Source organism: Reyranella sp. (assembly GCF_965279465.1).
Taxonomy (GTDB): Bacteria; Pseudomonadota; Alphaproteobacteria; order Reyranellales; family Reyranellaceae; genus Reyranella.
Genome location: NZ_OZ257242.1, coordinates 156595 through 172767 on the forward strand (window position 1 = coordinate 156595; position 16173 = coordinate 172767).

The 16173-nt window shown below is 67.9% G+C and carries 18 protein-coding genes and 1 pseudogene; 4 read left to right on the forward strand and 15 right to left on the reverse strand.

The genetic code is table 11. The features are described 5' to 3' along the window. Window positions 1-69 precede the first annotated feature (69 nt). Together ACQY8M_RS00710 and ACQY8M_RS00715 are read left to right on the forward strand one after the other, a co-directional pair. Window positions 70-384: a hypothetical protein gene (locus tag ACQY8M_RS00710; RefSeq protein WP_428668514.1), complete on the forward strand. Its 315-nt coding sequence runs from the start codon at window positions 70-72 to the stop codon at window positions 382-384. Between the two features lie 21 nt (window positions 385-405). Further along, window positions 406-996 carry a hypothetical protein gene (locus ACQY8M_RS00715; RefSeq protein ID WP_428668516.1) on the forward strand — a complete coding sequence of 197 codons (591 nt, stop codon included), beginning with the start codon at window positions 406-408 and terminating at the stop codon, window positions 994-996. A 39-nt stretch (window positions 997-1035) separates the two neighbouring features. Here the strand turns inward: ACQY8M_RS00715 and ACQY8M_RS00720 are convergent, their stop codons facing one another. Then, window positions 1036-2007, reverse strand: a complete 972-nt coding sequence (locus tag ACQY8M_RS00720) for an enoyl-CoA hydratase/isomerase family protein (protein ID WP_428668518.1) — start codon at window positions 2005-2007, stop codon at window positions 1036-1038. A 357-nt stretch (window positions 2008-2364) separates the two neighbouring features. Between ACQY8M_RS00720 and ACQY8M_RS00725 the strand changes: the two are divergent. After that, a pseudogene (locus tag ACQY8M_RS00725) lies at window positions 2365-2948 on the forward strand (transposase); the annotation flags it as partial. 89 nt (window positions 2949-3037) lie between these two features. Here ACQY8M_RS00725 and ACQY8M_RS00730 read toward each other — a convergent pair. The 10 genes from ACQY8M_RS00730 to ACQY8M_RS00775 are packed head-to-tail and all read right to left on the reverse strand — an operon-like array spanning window position 3038 to window position 11551. Continuing rightward, window positions 3038-3967, reverse strand: a complete 930-nt coding sequence (locus tag ACQY8M_RS00730) for an acyltransferase domain-containing protein (RefSeq protein WP_428668520.1) — start codon at window positions 3965-3967, stop codon at window positions 3038-3040. A gap of 7 nt (window positions 3968-3974) precedes the next feature. Next, window positions 3975-4925: an AEC family transporter gene (locus tag ACQY8M_RS00735; RefSeq protein WP_428668522.1), complete on the reverse strand. Its 951-nt coding sequence runs from the start codon at window positions 4923-4925 to the stop codon at window positions 3975-3977. Continuing rightward, window positions 4925-5776 (reverse strand): triphosphoribosyl-dephospho-CoA synthase MdcB, encoded by an 852-nt coding sequence (gene mdcB / locus ACQY8M_RS00740; protein ID WP_428668524.1) that lies wholly within the window; start codon window positions 5774-5776, stop codon window positions 4925-4927. Before mdcB ends, ACQY8M_RS00735 begins: the two co-directional genes overlap by 1 nt. Beyond that, entirely contained in the window at window positions 5773-6420 is a 648-nt protein-coding gene (gene mdcG, locus ACQY8M_RS00745; protein WP_428668526.1) for a malonate decarboxylase holo-[acyl-carrier-protein] synthase, read from the reverse strand. The genes mdcB and mdcG overlap by 4 nt, the downstream gene beginning before the upstream one ends. After that, window positions 6407-7150 carry a biotin-independent malonate decarboxylase subunit gamma gene (gene mdcE / locus ACQY8M_RS00750; protein ID WP_428668528.1) on the reverse strand — a complete coding sequence of 248 codons (744 nt, stop codon included), beginning with the start codon at window positions 7148-7150 and terminating at the stop codon, window positions 6407-6409. Before mdcE ends, mdcG begins: the two co-directional genes overlap by 14 nt. Then, window positions 7137-8081, reverse strand: a complete 945-nt coding sequence (locus ACQY8M_RS00755; RefSeq protein ID WP_428668530.1) for a biotin-independent malonate decarboxylase subunit beta — start codon at window positions 8079-8081, stop codon at window positions 7137-7139. The genes mdcE and ACQY8M_RS00755 overlap by 14 nt, the downstream gene beginning before the upstream one ends. After that, window positions 8078-8395, reverse strand: coding sequence for a malonate decarboxylase acyl carrier protein (gene mdcC / locus ACQY8M_RS00760; protein ID WP_428668532.1), 318 nt, complete (start codon window positions 8393-8395; stop codon window positions 8078-8080). Before mdcC ends, ACQY8M_RS00755 begins: the two co-directional genes overlap by 4 nt. A gap of 14 nt (window positions 8396-8409) precedes the next feature. Beyond that, entirely contained in the window at window positions 8410-10077 is a 1668-nt protein-coding gene (mdcA, locus tag ACQY8M_RS00765; protein WP_428668533.1) for a malonate decarboxylase subunit alpha, read from the reverse strand. Window positions 10078-10080: 3 nt separating this feature from the next. Further along, window positions 10081-10881: an alpha/beta fold hydrolase gene (locus ACQY8M_RS00770; RefSeq protein ID WP_428668535.1), complete on the reverse strand. Its 801-nt coding sequence runs from the start codon at window positions 10879-10881 to the stop codon at window positions 10081-10083. Between the two features lie 46 nt (window positions 10882-10927). Then, window positions 10928-11551, reverse strand: a complete 624-nt coding sequence (locus ACQY8M_RS00775) for a helix-turn-helix transcriptional regulator (RefSeq protein WP_428668537.1) — start codon at window positions 11549-11551, stop codon at window positions 10928-10930. Window positions 11552-11873: 322 nt separating this feature from the next. Here ACQY8M_RS00775 and ACQY8M_RS00780 point away from each other — a divergent pair, with 322 nt between their 5' ends. Further along, the gene (locus ACQY8M_RS00780) at window positions 11874-12380 is read left to right on the forward strand and encodes a Dps family protein (RefSeq protein ID WP_428668539.1); all 507 of its coding nucleotides are present in this window, start codon (window positions 11874-11876) and stop codon (window positions 12378-12380) included. A 145-nt stretch (window positions 12381-12525) separates the two neighbouring features. Here the strand turns inward: ACQY8M_RS00780 and ACQY8M_RS00785 are convergent, their stop codons facing one another. The 4 genes from ACQY8M_RS00785 to ACQY8M_RS00800 all read right to left on the reverse strand — a co-directional run bounded on the left by ACQY8M_RS00785 (window position 12526) and on the right by ACQY8M_RS00800 (window position 15991). Beyond that, window positions 12526-13107: a YceI family protein gene (locus tag ACQY8M_RS00785; protein ID WP_428668541.1), complete on the reverse strand. Its 582-nt coding sequence runs from the start codon at window positions 13105-13107 to the stop codon at window positions 12526-12528. Between the two features lie 283 nt (window positions 13108-13390). Beyond that, window positions 13391-13786 carry a response regulator transcription factor gene (locus ACQY8M_RS00790; RefSeq protein ID WP_428668543.1) on the reverse strand — a complete coding sequence of 132 codons (396 nt, stop codon included), beginning with the start codon at window positions 13784-13786 and terminating at the stop codon, window positions 13391-13393. 109 nt (window positions 13787-13895) lie between these two features. Further along, the gene (locus tag ACQY8M_RS00795; protein WP_428668545.1) at window positions 13896-14549 is read right to left on the reverse strand and encodes a response regulator transcription factor; all 654 of its coding nucleotides are present in this window, start codon (window positions 14547-14549) and stop codon (window positions 13896-13898) included. Continuing rightward, on the reverse strand, window positions 14546-15991 hold the full coding sequence (locus ACQY8M_RS00800) for a sensor histidine kinase (RefSeq protein ID WP_428668547.1): 1446 nt from the start codon (window positions 15989-15991) through the stop codon (window positions 14546-14548). The genes ACQY8M_RS00795 and ACQY8M_RS00800 overlap by 4 nt, the downstream gene beginning before the upstream one ends. Window positions 15992-16173 lie beyond the last annotated feature (182 nt).

Below are 16173 nucleotides of genomic sequence, written 5' to 3' on the forward strand. Positions count from 1 at the left end.
GGTCCGCCTGCTCGCCAACGTCGTGATGACCGCCGCAATGAAGGACATACAGCGTACGTGGAGCCTTCGATGACCGAAGCACAACGACTACAGACAGAGGTCAGGGACCTCGCACGGAAGGTGGCCGACGCCAGGCGATCGTCGGCCGTCAAAAGTGCCTCCGATCGCACCCGCTCGGACCTCCAGATGCTTGAGCAGGAGCTACCCTCCCTGCAGCAGCGGCTCAATCACAATCCCAACGTGGTCGAACATTCGCCTCCCGCCGAGTCGCCCGCCCAGGCTATGGAGCGCAAACTAGACTCCGCACTGTCCGACAGTTTCCCGGGAAGCGACGCGGTGTCGTTCCTGGAGCCAACGCCGAACAAGCCGACTGGCTCGCGCTGACCGATGCGCCCGGTCTCCGCCTTGGCCATGCTGCTGCCCGCCCTATCCTGCCTCGCCGCAGGTCAAGCCGTTGCTGGCGACGCCCCTCCTACGCCTAGTGCAGGATGGCAATTCGAGCGCGACGTTGCATGGCCGACCTACGCGCTACTCGAACCAACGATCACCGACCTCAATATCGATGTCATGGTGCTGTTGTGCGAACAGACAGAAAGACAGGTCGGCCTGCAGCTCAGACTCTATCCTTCCGAGCCAGGCCCCCTTCGGTCGTCGCGCTCAGCTCCTGTCGATCTGGACCCCGATATCGTGATCGAGATCGACGGCCGGCGACATGACGCCCAGATTCTGTTCGCCGACGACTTCATGGTGGTGGCGGACGCAGCCGACGGGCCGGTGCCGATCCTGTCAGCTTCTCTCATCGCGGCGCTGCAGATCGGGCGGCACTTCGCGATGACATTTCGCCCGGTTGAAGTCCCGCGTTCATCCACTTCAACCCCGGCACTCCAGGTCACCGCCGATCTCCAGGCCGGCATCGGCGGTGCGGCAATCGCTGCGGTGCGTCGATGCGGCGTTCCGAACGACACGCTGGCTGCCGGGACGAACAGGGAGCGTTGAGGATCGATCGCTCCCTGTCCCAATAGCATCCAACTGTTCCTATCCTTCGGCCACGACTTTCCCGAGCGAGAGTTCGACGGGCGTTCGCTGCTGGAGCCCGCGCGATAGCAGGCGCCCGATGCGCGCCTGGGCACCGGGACGGGCGATCGACTGCAAGAAGGCCGCCAACGCCGGCGGGAAAACCGCATCTGGCGGCAGCGAGGCAAGGTCGAGAAGCGCTTTCGCGTGGACGATCGCATGCTTCTCGAAGCCCGCCAAGCGACGCGCGAGGCTATCGACGAAATCTGCCAGTTCGCTGTCGGGCAAAGCGCGATTGACGTATCCGTAGCGCTCCGCGAGCGCACCCGAGAAATCGTCCGCGCCCAGCACGACCTCCATCGCCCGCCCGCGGCCCATCAGGCCGGCCAGCCGGACCATCGGATTGCCACCGGGCACCGCGCCGACGCCGACCTCGAACTGGCCAAGGATGGCGCGTTCCAGGCTCGCGAAACGCATATCGCAGGCCAACGCGAACTCGCTGCCCGCTCCGCGAGCGCGTCCCCGGATCTCGGCGATCGAGACAACCGGTGCCCGGGCGATCCGGACGAGGACATCGAGCCATGGATGGAGCCCGGAGGGTCCCGACGGCAACGCCGCGGTTCTCCTCTTGTCGGCCAGGACGTCCCAATGAGCCAGAAAGAAGTCGGGGTCTGCACTCCGGAAGACGATGACCTTCACGTCGGCATCAGCCTCCAGCTCCGTCAGCAGAGACTGCACTTCAACGATCGTGTCGGTGTCGATGAGGTTTATCGGCGGATTGTCGAATGTCGCGATCCAGAGAGAAGAACTTTCTCGATTGATCCTGAGCTGAGTCATTGCTGCACCGTCGTTGGCTGTTACGAGCCATGACGTGCCAATCCGCCGCAACGGATTCGATGGGACGAAGGTATTGGCGACACCAAAGTGAAATACCGATGCACTCCCGGTCCGGAGGTTGCTGTTCTTTGCCGGCGCGGCATCTTCAGCATCCATGTGAAGTGTCATCGCGATTGACCGGACAAGCGTTCGGCAATCTGGATCATGTCGCTGTACTGCGGCATCGGACAAACACGGCGGCCGAGCCGAATATCAACTCCGCGGGTGTGATATCGGCCAGGAGCGAGGCAGCGCTGACCTCTCGCAGCATGGCCCGGCCCTCATGTTTATTCGATGGCGTGCCCGTGAGGCGATGACGGCGGCAACAGCGCGATGCCGCTCGGTGCGGCGGCTGGACACGTGACAGATAAGCAGGAGCTTGACGCGAACGACAAGGAGGCTGGACGCCTGCCCGTCCCAATCGGTCAGGCGTTCATTCGTATTTTCATGGGCGTCGCCACGGCCGTGGCCTACATGTCTGCGCCGACGCGGCAAGTTGATCGAGGGACCGGTTTTCTGTTGCCGCCGTCGGTGGACGAATGGCTGCCGGAGCGTCATCTGGCGCGGTTTGTGGTCGAAGTGATCGATCAGCTGGACCTGTCGTTGCTGGTGAAGTCGTATCGCGGTTCGGGCTCGGCCTCGTATCACCCGAGCGTGCTGCTGGGGCTGCTGGTCTACGGCTATGCGACGGGGGTGTTCTCGAGCCGCAAGCTGGAGCGGGCGACCTACGATTCGGTGGCGTTCCGCTTCATCGCGGTGAACGACCATCCGGGCCAGTTCGTTCACACGAACCACGACACGATCGCGGCGTTCCGGCGGCGCTTTCTCAAGGAGATCGAGACGCTGTTCGTGGGCGTGCTGCTGCTGGCGCGCGAGACAGGGATGCTGCAGCTGGGCACTGTGGCGCTGGATGGCACCAAGCTCCACGCCAATGCCAGCCGGCACAGCGCGCTGTCCCATGGCCACGCCAGCCAGATCGAAGCGCAGCTGAAGGCAGGGTGGCCGAGCTGATGGCGCTGGCCGAGGCAGCCGACAAAGCGGATGTGCCGGACGGCATGTCGGCGGATACGCTTCTTGTCGGTCATGCCTCGGTGCTCCCGCTTTCGGCTCCCGCACTTCATCTAGCTCAGGGGCCGGAGCCATGCTTTCACGTTCGCCCGCTCGATAGCGGAAGCGCACGAAGCCATGCCCGGGAACCCTCAAGCGTTCTGAATTCCTCCAGGCAGCGTGCTCCGGCGATCATGTCGCTCAGCGCCCGGCCCGGGCCGAGTTCCAGAAAGGCAGTCGCGCCCGCTTCCACGCAGCCCTGCAGGCAATCGGCCCACTGTAGCGTGTGCGAAATCTGCCCGGCGAGCTTGTCGAGCCCGGCCTGTACGTCCAGTACCGGCGCACCATCGATGCCGCTTATGATTCGCCTGCCGGGGGCCGGCGGCGCGACCGCCACATGGCTCAGGACCTCCCGGTACGTCGCCGACGCCGTGGCGAGGCGTTTGGTGTGCGAGGCGACGTTGACTGCCACGTCGACGACGCGCACGGCGTTCAATGCCTTCGCATCCTCGGCGAGGGCGACGAGCGCCGCGCGGTTGCCACCGAGGACGAAGCCATTGCCCGGGTTGACGATCGCCACCGCCGCATCGTGCCGTTCGCACAGCCCGTCGATGACCGCGTGCGGCAGGCCTCGGACAAAGAGCAGGCCGTCGCCCGCGGGCGAAACCGCGTCCATGATCTCGGCGCGGCGCGCGACGAGGTCCAGCGTATCGGTCGGGCTGAAGAGTCCGGCGACGCCCCAGCCCGCCACCTCGCCGACGCTGTAGCCCGCGACGACCAGCCTGTCCGGCAGCGCGTCGCGCAACGCCGCCGCGGCCCCGAGCGCCTCCAGCGTGCAGAGAATCTGGCCAGTGCGATTGGCGTGCAACGCCTCGTCGCTGTCGCGGCGGACCAGCTCCCGCGGGTCGCGGCCGCCGAGCAGGCGCGCGGCATGCGCGAACAGCCCGGCGGCCTCCGGCGCGTCGCCGGCCAGGGCAAACATGTCGCGATGCTGCCGGCCTTGCCCAGAGCAAAGAAGCGCCAGCGTCATGGCGCGCTCACTGCGGAAACAGCGCAGCGATGGCGATCGCCATCGTCACGATGCTGACGCCGGTGCTGGCGATCACCATGGAGCCCATCGCCGCGGAATCCAGCCGGTAGTTCACCGCGAACAGGATGCCGAAGAAGCCCGACGGCACGGCGCTCAGCAGCACCGCGACCTTTGCCGCCTCGACCGGGATCGGCAGGCTAAATACGACGGCGGCGGTGACCAGCGGGCGCACGATGTCGGCCATGCCGGTAGCGCCCGCGATCTTCCAGTCCAGGCGAAACGCTTGCGCCGACAGGATCAGCCCGGTCAGGAACAGCGCTACGCCGGCCGCCGCGTGCCCGATCAGCAGCAGGCACGCGTCGACGATGTCGCCGAGATCGAACCCCGCGAGCGAATAGGCGATGCCGAGGGCAGGCGCCACGACCACCGGTTTCGTGAGCGCTGTCCGCAGCACGCGCAGCAGTCGCGTTGCCGGCGGCTCCGCGGATCCGGCCGCCCGCGGGCGGCTCAGTTCGACCAGGATCAGGGACACCGGGCTGACAACGATGGTGCCGGCCGCCAGGGCGACGGCGAGCGGAACGGCACCGGTAGGGCCGAGCACCGCCTGCAGGATCGGCAGGCCGACGCCGGCGAGATTCGGGAAGGCGATGGTCAGGGCCTCCAGCGCGGCATTCGCCGGCGAGGTCCTGAAGAGACGGCGCACCAGGCCGTACCAGGCCACGAACAGAACCATCATGACGATGGCCAGGACCGCGAACAGCGGTGCCTGCGCCAGCATCTCGCGGCGCGGCGCCGACGCTGTCGCCGCGAACAGCGCCGCCGGCAGCGCGAAGTCCATGACCAGCAGGTTGAAGCCGTCGACCTGCCGATTGTCGACGATGCGCCAGCGGCCGGCGGCGTAGCCGAGCGCCATCACGAAGAAGATCGGCGCCAGCGCCAGAACGATCGTGTGAGTCATCACGTCGCCCCCGCGTCCCAGGCCGCAACGAAGAGCGACATCGCCAACAGATCGGCCGAGCCGCCCGGGCTGAGCCGGAGGGCAACGAACTGCTCATGCACCATCCGCGCCCGGTCGCGCCAATCGGGCTGACCGATGCCGCCCGCGTCGAGGAACCTACGCGCCGTGTCGCGCGCGAAGGCGAGACCGGCGCGGCCGCCACGATGCAGGAGGTTCGTGTCGTCGAGCGCGGCGATCAGCGCAAAGCAAGCTTCGACCCGCGCCATCTCGGCGTCGCCCCGGGCGATGCGCGCGCCGCGTCGCAAGGCGGGCAGACCGACCTCGTAGACACAGGGGAAGCCGGCCGCGGCTTCCTGCCGAGCGCCGCCCGCACCATAGCGACGACGCGCCTTGCTGCCATGACTGTGCGCCGGCACCGGCCCATGGCGCACCGCCTCGCCCCAGCGCTGCGAAACGATTTGGCCGAGCGACAGGCGCGGCCCGGCATGGCCGCCGAGCCGGGCGCCGACGGCCGCACTTAGCAGGCCGAGGCCGAAGATCGCGCCGCGATGCGTGTTGATGCCGCCGGTCGCGGCGAGCATCGCGGCCTCCGCCTCGATGCCGATCCCGCGTAGCCGTCCCAGTCCGACGCCGCGGGCACCGGCTTCGGCCAAGGCCTGGAAATAGGGCCCGAGCGCCGCCGCGCTGGCGCGGAAGGTGCCCGCATCCATGTCGTCGTGGCTGCCGCGATCGACGTGACTGACGAGCCCGGGCTTCGGCCACGTCTCCAGCTCGAGCAGCAGGCACCTGGCGGCCTGCGCCCCGACATCGGGCAGGCGTGCCGCAGCGACCGGTTCGAGTGCGAGCATCATGACAGCACCTCTTCAGCAAGGAACCGCTCTCTGTCGAGCAAAGCGATGCCTTCTGCGGTCTTCACCATCACTTGTCGCGCGCTGCCGTGAAGCTCGCGCCAGTTCACGGCCGTCCCGTCGTCGCGCACGAGCTCGCCGTCGATCCGCATCGGCGCCAGCCGCTCTATTTCGGCAAGCCCGGTGGTCAGGGCCGAAAGATCGGTATCGGTCCGGACTTGAAGCAGCAGGTCGAGATCAGACTCGGCGGTCAGATAGTCGAGGCCGGTCAGCGCGCGCCACGCCAGGCTGCCGAACACGCGCGCCTGCACGCCATGCTGAATCGCCAGCGCCTCCAGCCGATCGAGCGTGCCCCACCAGCGGCACGGGGCCACCCGGCCGGCGACCCGCAGGCACGGCGGCGGGGTGGTTGCGAGAATGGCATCCCTCGGCATCAGGTACGACAGGCGCCGCTTGCCGGCGGCGGGTGGCAGCGGCAGACCGAGCGGCACGCCCTCGCCTTCGCCCGGCAGGGGCCGCCGCCCGATCAGTGGCCAGCCATTATCGACCCAGTGCGCGACCAACGGGCCCGCCGCGCTCTCGCCGCCGGCCGCAAGTGCGGCGCCCCAGCTCGCGGGCCTGATGAAGAACAGCTCATGGCGTTTCATGGCTCGGCACCGCGGGCTGGAGGGCAAGATTACGGACCCGCGCGGCGACGTCGGCCGCCAGCCCGCGGCCGCCGCGCTGCTTGCCAAGCGCATCCCGCGCATCGCGGGCGCCCGGCAGGTTGGCGAGCAGCGCGTCGAGCTGGTCGGCCAGCGGTTCGGCCTCGTCCCAGATCGCAGACACGGCGCCGGTCTGGGCGAGGTTGCGCAAACCGGGCGCAAAGACCGGCGTCGACTTTGCTTTCTCCTGCAGAACCTCGAGCGGCAGCTTGGTCACCTTCGCCATCGACGGCAGGTCCATCACGGCAGGATCGGCGCCCGGCGGTGCCACCAGAACGCGCGTGGCCATCGCCGTTGCAAGGAAGGCACCCGCCGCGCTGTGCCCGTACAGCAGGCCGATAGTCGGCCGGCCCTGCAGGTCGGCATGGATGAGCGTCTTGGCAAGATGGGCCAGGAACTCGTTCAGGCCGAGCAGCTCGTCGCGCTTGCTCATGCGCTGGCTGTCGCTGTCGACGAGAACCAGGATCGGCCCGCTGCCATCGTCGAGCGACGCCAGCACATGGCGCGAGAGGCGGATGGCTTCGTCGACACCGAGCGGCGTGCGATCGGTGATACCGATCACGAGCGCCCGATCGCCCGAGTGAAGGACGCCCGAGCCGAGCAGGAGTCCGCCGTCGCTGGTCACGTCGTGACCGGCGGGGAACAGCGAATCGAGAATGTCAGCGGGCTTCATGGCTGGGCCTCCGGACCTGGTTCGCAAGCGAGATGAAGAGATCGGCCGGCAGGGCCGGCACCGCCGTCGGCTCCACGACACCCTCGGCCTTCCAGATGTCTACGGCATCGCTGCTGGCACCGAAGCGCTGCAGCCGCTCCTCGAGACGGGCCTGCTCGGCCTTCAAGGCGTCGAGGCCGAAGCCGCCGCCCTCGCCGAGCAGCGCGCGCGCCGCGTCCCGAAAGGCCTGCACGGTGTCGTCGACGAAAGCGTCGGCCCCGCCGAGCAGGCGCCGGTGCTTGCCGCCCATGGTGCGCCACACCAGCGCGCGGTCGTGCGAGTCGAATTCCTCGACGCCGCGGTTGGTCTCGATCACCTCGGGGCCGGATACCGCGATGCGGCCCTGCTCCGACACCGCCAGCGCCGTGCAGCAGCCGGCGATCAGGCCACCGCCGCCGTAGCAGCCGGCCCGGCCGCCGATCAGCCCGATCACCTTCACGCCCCCGGTGCGTGCCTCGATCACCGCACGCATGATCTCCGCGACCGCGAGCTCCCCGGCATTCGCTTCCTGCAAGCGCACGCCGCCGGTGTCGAACAGTATCAGGACCGGAATTGACGTCAGGTCGCGCGCCGCGCGCAGCAAGCCGGTCAACTTGGCGCCATGGACCTCACCGAAGGCGCCGCCCATGAAGCGGCCTTCCTGGGCCGCGACCAGGACGGGCGCGCCGTCGAGGCGGCCGCGTCCGACGACGATCCCGTCGTCGAACTGCTCGGGCAGGTCGAATATCCGCAGATGCGGGCTGACCACGCGCTCTTCCGGCCCGATGAACTCGACGAAGCTGCCGCCGTCGAGCAGCAGAGTCACGCGGGTGCGTGCCGATGCCTCGTACCAGCTCGTGCCGAGGTCGCGACCGGCCGCGACCCGCGGCGCCTGGATGACGGGAGCGCTCATTGTCCACCTTCCTTCACCAGACGGACGGCCTGGGCGAGGCGCAGCGAGACCGTATCGGGCCGCGCGCCGCCATCGTTGATCGAGAACTTCAGCCCGCCGGGCGAGTAGCGCTCGACGAAGTCCGCGACCACGGCGTCCCATACCGCGCCGAAACCCTTGGCCACCGTTCTGATCTCCACCTGGCAATCGGTGCCAGGCAGGATGCGCTCGGCCAGGACCTCGAGGTTGCCGGAGGCGGCGACGCCGACGATCGCCATCTTCATCGTGCCGCCGGCGCGCTCGCGCGCACTGTGGCTGAAGCTCAACTCTTCCATGGGGGCTCTCCCTCTCACCAGTTGCGGAATTGCGCCGGCGGCGCGTAAAGCCCGCCCGACCAGCGGACGAGATCCTTGATCGAATGCGCCGCCAGCAGGCCGCGGTCGGCGTCGAGCGGATCGATGCCCAGATCCTCCGGCCGGCGGATCGCGCCGCGCTCGCGCAAGCGGCGGACCATCGCCGCATCGCGGGCGCGGCCCACCTCGGTGTAGCCCGCGACGCCGCGGATCGCCTGCTCGCGTTCCGCCACGTCGCGGCACAGCAGCAGGTTGGCGATGCCTTCCTCGGTCACGATGTGCGTGACGTCGTCGCCGTAGATCATCACCGGCGCGAGATCGAGCTTCAGCTTCTCGGCAAGTGCCAGCGCATCGAGCTTCTCGACGAACAGCGGCGCGTTCTTCTCGCCGAAGGTCTCGCCGATCTGCACCACCAGCTTGCGGCCGCGGCGCAGCAACGGCGCGCTGTCGGGATCGGCTTCGCGGCCGGCCTGCAGCCAGGGCGCGCTGGGATGACGCCGGCCACGCGGGTCGGACCCCATGTTCGGTGCGCCGCCGAAGCCCGCGACGCGCGAGGTCGTCACGGTCGAGGAGTTGCCCTGCAGGTCGATCTGCAGGGTCGAGCCGATGAACATATCGCAGGCATAGAGGCCGGCGGTCTGGCTGAACGCGCGGTTGGAGCGCAACGAGCCGTCGGCGCCGGTGAAGAAGACGTCCGGCCGGGCGCGGACGTAGGCATCCATGCCGACCTCCGAGCCGAAGCAATGGACCTGCTCGACCCAGCCCGACTCGATCGCGGGGATCAGGGTCGGATGGGGATTGAGCGCGAAGCGGCTCGCCACCTTGCCGCGCAGGCCGAGCCTCTCGCCGTAGGTCGGCAGCAGGAGCTCGATGGCCGCGGTGTTGAACCCTATGCCGTGGTTCAGCCGCTGCACGCCATAAGGCGCATAGATGCCCTTGAGCGCCAGCATGGCGGTCAGGATCTGGCCCTCGGTGATGGCGGCCGGATCGCGCGTGAACAATGGCTCGACGAAGAAGTGGCGGCCGGTCTCGACGACGAAATTCACCTGGTCGCCCGGTATGTCGACACGCGGCAGCTTGTCGACGATCTGGCCCACCTGGGCGATGACGATGCCGTCCTTGAAGGCGGTCGCCTCGACCACGGTCGGCGTGTCCTCGGTGTTGGGGCCAGTATAGAGGTTGCCGTCGCGGTCGGCGCTCTCGGCGGCGATCAACGCCACATTGGGCGTCAGATCGATGAAGTAGCGGGCGAACAGCTCGAGATAGGTATGGACCGCGCCGAGCTCGATCTTGCCTCCGAACAGCATGGCGGCAATGCGCGCCGACTGCGGGCCGGAATAGGCGAAGTCGAGCTTGCGGGCGATGCCGCGCTCGAACAGGTCGAGATGCTCGGGCAGCACGACGCCCGACTGCACCATGTGCAGATCGCGCACCTTTGCCGGATCGGCCGCCAGAAGCGCGGCGCTCAGCACGTCCGCCTGCTTCTGATTGTCGCCCTCGAGGCAGACCAGGTCGTCCGGCCGCATCACTGCCTCCAGGAGATGCGTGGCGTCACGCATCTCGACGATCTTGCCCTTCGCAACCTTCGCGCCGGCCTCGAGGCGGGCATTGCGGGCATCCCGGCCGCGATGCCAGCTCGCCCTCCGAAGAGTGGAGCCGTCCATGGATCACCTGTTGGCAGTCGGGATTGCGAGCTGATCGCCCAGGCTGCGGGCCGCGTCGGCGATCACGCCCGCGACCTCGCGCGCCCGCGATTCGTACACGGCGTGGCTGGCGCCCGGCACCTCGGTGACGCGGGCGTTGGCGCGGGCGTAGTACCAGCGTTCCAGGTCGGGGTTGATGATCTGGTCGTTGCCCGCAACGATTCCCCAGCTCGGCTTGGTTTTCCAGGCGGCGGCCGACAGCGGGGTGCTGAACACCGTGGCGGCGGCCAGGACCTGAGAGTGCGCCATCATCCCGGCGCGATCAGGCGGCAGGTCGGGCGCGAACAGCCGGGGAAACTCCGAGGGCTCGAGATAGGTATAGCCGTCCGGTGTCTTGCGGATCGCGCCGGCGGTCTTGCCCAGCACGCTCGGCGTCTTGCGGCCGAGAGCCGCCTCATCCTCGCCGACATCGGGGGCGTGCGCGGCAACGTACACGAGCGCGGCGACTTTGGGATGGATGCCCGCCTCCGTGATGATAGAGCCACCATAGCTGTGGCCGACCAGCAGCGTCGGGCCGTCCTGCTGGTCGAGCACGCGCCGGGCCGCGGCGACGTCGTCAGCGAATGAGGTCTCGGGCTCCTGCACCATCGTCACCTTGAAGCCCTCGCGCGTGAGGAGTTCGAAGACCGGTTTCCAGCCCGAGGCGTCGACCCATGCGCCATGCACGAGGACGATGTTCCTGAGCGGCTCGGCACTGGCCGGGATCGCAGTCGAGGCCAGAAGGACACCGGCCAGGCCGGCCAGCGAGGAGATGAAGCGGGTCATGAGATGACTCCTTGTTCCAGGTTGTTGCGGGTTTGACGGATGAAACTCAGGCCTGCTGCGTGTGCAGCTCGACGTTCTGGCGCCAGCGGTAGGGCGTCTGCCCGACCAGGCGCTTGAACACGGTGGTGAAGTGCGGCTGCGTGCCGAAGCCGACGCTGAGGGCGATCTGCGCCAGCGGCTGGGCCGGGTCGCGCATCAGCTCCTGGGCGCGTTCGATGCGGCGGCGCAGGAGGAAGGCGTGCGGGCTGATGCCGGTCGTCCGGCGAAACTGCGCGGCGAAGTACATGCGTGTCAGGCCGGCAACCGCGGCCATGTCGGCAAGCGTCACCCGGCGGTCGAGATGGGCGTCGACATGATCGACGACGCGCTTCAGGCGCCACTTAGGCAGCAGTGCCTTCTTCTCGGTGAACGGCGTCGCGCCATGAACGCGGCACAGCGCCAACACACGCACCACCAGCGCCGAGACGATCGCATCGAGGGAGACATTGTCCCGCTCGGCTGCCGCCAGCGCCCGGATCAAGCTCTCGGCGACAGCATCACGGGCGACGCCGGCCAGTGCGGCGTCGAGGGCCTGCGTCCCGAGCCGCGCCTCCTCGTCGCGTACGGCTTGCAGCAGCGAGGGATCGGACACCACGACCGCGATCGGCCGACCGTCGAGGATGAAACGCAATACGCGCGGAACGCTGTTCTCGGGAGGAGCATCGGATCGCGTGGGGGAGCGACCCTGCGCTGCGCTCGCGGCCGCGATCTCAAGATGCTGCATGGTCAACCCCGTGTGTCGTTTCGATGGCACCGAGCCTCGCCCGGTGCCGATTTCGTCGCCACGCTGCATGGGGTTGGTGCAGCTCGGTTGTTGGTCTAGTCCGCCTATACCTAGGTATGAGGTAGGTGGCGCGCCGCCGTTGCAGTGCCTTTGCGCAAGACGCAGTCCGAAGGTGAAAGAACCTCTCCGGAGTGAAGCGCATCCTCAGGGCACAAAGGAGACACGATCAATGACGCTCACTATCCAGGACCGTAAAGTCGCCGCGCTGCTGACCCCCAATGCCCTTACCGACAATATCGTCAAGGAGCTGTCGGGCGCCCTCACCGCGCTGCTGGCCGACAGCTTCGCGCTTTATCTCAAGACCAAGAACTTCCACTGGCACATGTCGGGGCCGCACTTTCGCGACTACCACCTGATGCTCGACGAGCAGGCGGACCAGATCTTCGCGATGACCGACCCGATCGCGGAGCGCGCCCGCAAGCTGGGCGGCACGACGCTGCGCTCGATCGGCCATATCTCCCGCGTGCAGCGCCTGCTCGACAACGACGCCGACTTCGTCGAGCCGGGCACCATGCTGGCCGAGCTGCGCGACGACAACCGGCAGTTCGCCGGCTTGCTGCGCCAGACCCACACGCTCTGCGAGGAGCACGGCGACATCGCGACGGCCAGCCTGATCGAGGTCTGGCTCGACGAGACAGAGCGCCGGACTTGGTTCCTGTTCGAGGCCGGCCGTTAGCCGCCAGTAGCGATGAGTTGGCAAGCGCGATACCTCCCACCCCCACGCGCTTGCCGCGCCGGGCGGGCACCCCCAGCCCCGACCGCTCGCCCGGCGCCCCCTTTTCGAGTCCCGTCTAGCCCGCCCGGCTGCCGCGCGGTGGCCGTCAGCGCCAGGCGTACGAGTCGATCGTGATCTTCACGGGATCGCCCAGCAGATCGACATACCTGTCCATGCCGAACTGCGAGCGCTGCAGGGTGCCGTGCGCTTCGAGCCGCGCATAGTGTGCACCAGGCGCGGCGCCGATATCGCGATCGCGCACCGTCACCTCGAAGGTCATCGGCCGGGTAATGCCGCGCAGCGTCATCCGGCCGTCGACCTGCCAGCTCGTCGCGCTGGTCCGGGTCATGTGGTCGGAATGGAAGGCGAGCGCCGGATAAGTCGCCGCGTTGAAGAAATCCGGTCCGCGCACCGTCGCCGCCTCCTGCCTGTCGGCCATCGAGACACTCTCGGCATCGACCGTCACATCGACAGTGCTGCGCTCGGGATGATCCTCGTCGACATGCGCCGTGCCACGCCAGCTGTCGAAACCGCCCGTGATCCGGAACAGCGCCGAGCTGCCGATAGCGAAGCTCAGCGTGCCGTGCGGCGACCCGATGTTGAGGTCGACCGGCGTCGCGCCGGCTTGTACGGGAGCCAGAGCCGCGGCGACCGCCGTCGCGCAGGCAAAAAGCCAGATCGAACGCATGGTGACTGCTCCTCGAACGTTGTCTCACCGGAGCAGATGGTGTCGCCACGACCGCCGGCCATCCATACGAAGGTCTAACGAGCCAGGCCTCGGACCGACGGGACGTCCAAGCTGTCGCCGTCCTGACGGCGAGCAGTTGCTGCGCTGCATGATGCGCCAGCGAAAGACTCACGCTCTTCCGGACCGCGAGCGTCCGCTCGCTCAGGCCCATGAGCGAGCGGACGCTCGCGGTCCGGGAGAGGATGACAAGCCCCGGCGCCGGTCCCCGTTCAACCGGCAGGCGTCAGGTCTGCAGAGCGCGCTCGACGCAGTCCACCAGGCGGCCGCCGTCGAATGGTTTGGCAAGCAACGCGACGGCGCCCTGCTGCTCCGCCTGGCGGCGGACATGGTCCCGCGGGAACGCCGTGATCAGGATGATCGGCAACGCGTTGCCATCCGCAATGATGCGGCGCTGAAGTTCCAGTCCGCTCATGCCCGGCAGCTGAACGTCGGCAACCAAACAGGCGGCCGAGTGGCTGTACGGCGAGGCGAGGAACTCCTCGGCAGTGCCGAAGGCCTTCACCTCGAGGCCCATCGACATCAGCAGATTGCCCAGTGCCTCGCGCACCGACTCGTCGTCGTCGACGACGGCGATGAGAGGCGCCTTCAAGGACGAGGAAATCGCGGTGAGGTTGGACATGATCCGGTCAAAGGAAGAAGCGGGCTCGGAGGCTCGAACGCGGCCAATCTGCCCGAGTCGCCCCGGCACCGACAGCTATACACAGGTTTGTTACGTCCAATCGACGCCGCTACGGACGTTCCTTGTGCAAGGCGAGCTGCTCGGCCATGCGCACGAGATCGGCCAGCGAGGCTGCGTTCATCTTGCGCATCGCCTGGCCGCGATAGAGCTTCACCGTGATCTCGCTGAGGCCGAGCTCGCCGGCGACCTGCTTGTTCATGAGGCCCCGCGTAACCAGCGTCATGACCTCGCGCTCGCGCGGCGACAGGCTCTCGTAGCGCTTGCGTAGCTCGCGCCCCGCGCCGTCGGCTTCGCGCCGGCGGCGATCCATCTCGATCGCAGCCGAAACCGCATCGAGCATGTCCTGGTCGCGAAACGGCTTGGTGAGGAAGTCGACCGCGCCGGCCTTCATCGCGCGGACCGACATCGGGACATCGCCGTGCCCCGTCATGAAGACGATCGGCAGGTTCGCACCGGCGCGCGCGAGCTGGGCCTGGAACTCCAGCCCGCTCACGCCCGGCAGACGGATATCAAGCACCAGGCAGCCCGGTGCGTCGGCCGTCACGGCCTTCAGGAACTCGGGCGCCGAACCGAACAGGCGGCATTCGAGGTCGACCGAGCGGAACAGGTTGTCGAGAGAGAGCCGCAGCTCCTCGTCGTCGTCGACGATGAAGACCACCGGCGTGGACACAGCCGAGCCGGCAGGCCCGGGGCGGCGCGTCATGTGGCACCTGCCGGCGCGATCGGCAACGCGAGGCGGAAAGACGCCCCTCCTTCCGAACGGTTTTCGGCCGAGATGCGGCCGCCATGCGCCTCGACGATCGACCGGCAGATCGACAGCCCCATGCCCATTCCCTCGCGCTTTGTCGTGAAGAAGGCATCGAACAGATGCGGCAGCACGTCGTCCGGAATGCCGGGTCCGCTATCGTCAACCAGTACGACAACCACATCGCCGCACGCCTCGTCGACCGCGCGCTCAGCGCCGACCGACAGGACGCGTCGATCGGCGGCGACCGAATCGAGTGCCTGGACGGCGTTGATCAGCAGATTGATCAGGACTTGCTGCAGTTGCACACGATCGCCCAGCACCGGTGGAAGATCGGCCGGCACCGTCGTCGAAAGCTGCACCTCGTGAACACGGAGTTCCCGCTCGACCAGCAGCGTGGTCTGCTCGACCAGCTCCGCGACCGAAAGCGGGGCCTGGACCGTCTCGGCCTTGCGAGCCAGGGCGCGTAGCCGGACGATGACATCGCTGGCGCGGCGCGCATTGCGGATCATCGCTTCGACGGTCGTCCTCGTCCGATTGAGGTCCGGGACGGGCCGGTCGAGCCAGCGCAGGCCCGCCTCGCCGTTGGCCACGACGGCGGCCAGCGGCTGGTTGACCTCATGCGCGATCGAGGCCGTGAGCTCGCCCAGGGTGGCGATGCGCGAGACATGCGCCAGCTCCATGCGGGAACGGTGCAGCTTGTCCTCGACGGCGCGCTGGGCGGTGACGTCGTTGTTGGTCTCGAGAATCGAGACCGGGCGGCCGCGTGCATCGCGCTGCAGCGCCCAGCGACTGGCCACGGTGACCAGCCGGCGATCGCGGGTCGCATGGATCAGCTCGCCCTCCCAGCGGCCGGTATGCTCGAGCTCATCCATGATCGCCGCCTGCGGCGCGGGGAACACGGTGTCGAGGAGCTGCGCGGCGCGGCGGCCAACCGTCTCCTCCCGGCGCCAGCCATAGAGTTCGGCCGCGGCGCGGTTCCAGTAGGTGATCACGTCGTTGCGGTCGCGCACGAAGATCGTGTCATGCGTGAGATCAAGCAGGCTCGCCTGCTCGCGCAGCGCTGTCACGGCCCGCTGGTTGCGTGCCGCGAGAAGCGCTGTGATCGTGATGGCAGCCAGACTGACGAAGCCGCGCAGGATCGGCCCAGGTTCGGGATCGGCGCCGTGCGAAATGACGAAGCTCAGCACCGTCAGCAGCATGCAACCTGCGGCTACGGTGAGAATCCCCTCGTACCCCGTGAAGTCGAGCGCCAGCAGCACCACCGCGACATAGAGCACGGCGACCGCGATATCGAGGGACGTGACCGTATCGACCGTGAAGATCGTGATCGCAACCAGGACCGCGAAAAGGGGCGAGGCGATGGCGCGCCGCGCTGGCGTCAAGGCGTGAAACGACATCGTAAGGCGACTCCGCAGGAAGCATATCGTAGCGGGAGGAAGCGAGCCCGCGCGAGTCGTCTTCCATACCTTCGCATGGGTTCTCAAGGGCGAAGCGAAATATCCCCATAAACGAGCTCCCTCTCCTCGATCTGGGGACGGAATTCGAGGAGGACCATGCGTGGCAGCTCGACACCAGCTCA